1 protein-coding gene is annotated in these 237 nt (G+C 62.4%); it reads right to left on the reverse strand.

Features of this window, described 5'->3' with window-relative positions:
• On the reverse strand, positions 1-237 hold a 237-nt coding region (locus AAEZ05_RS30165; protein ID WP_350650340.1), incomplete at both ends, for an efflux RND transporter permease subunit.

The following is a 237-nucleotide window of genomic DNA, read 5'->3' on the forward strand; positions in this document are numbered from 1 at the left end:
CTTCGAGGCGGTCAACGGCCTTGCGCGTCTCGTTGATCGAGGCGTTTTGCGGCAGGTTCAGGTCGACGAGAATTTCCGGACGGTCCGACGACGGGAAGAACTGGTTCTGCACAAATTGCATGGAGAACACCGAGGCCACGAACAGCGCCACGGTGATGCCAATCGCCCACCAACGGTTGCGCATGGCCCACAGCATGCCGCCATTGAAGGCACGGCCAATGCGCCCCGGCTCGGCGT

The sequence above is a fragment of the Pseudomonas sp. HY13-MNA-CIBAN-0226 genome (assembly GCF_040310305.1).
Taxonomy (GTDB): Bacteria; Pseudomonadota; Gammaproteobacteria; order Pseudomonadales; family Pseudomonadaceae; genus Aquipseudomonas; species Aquipseudomonas gregormendelii.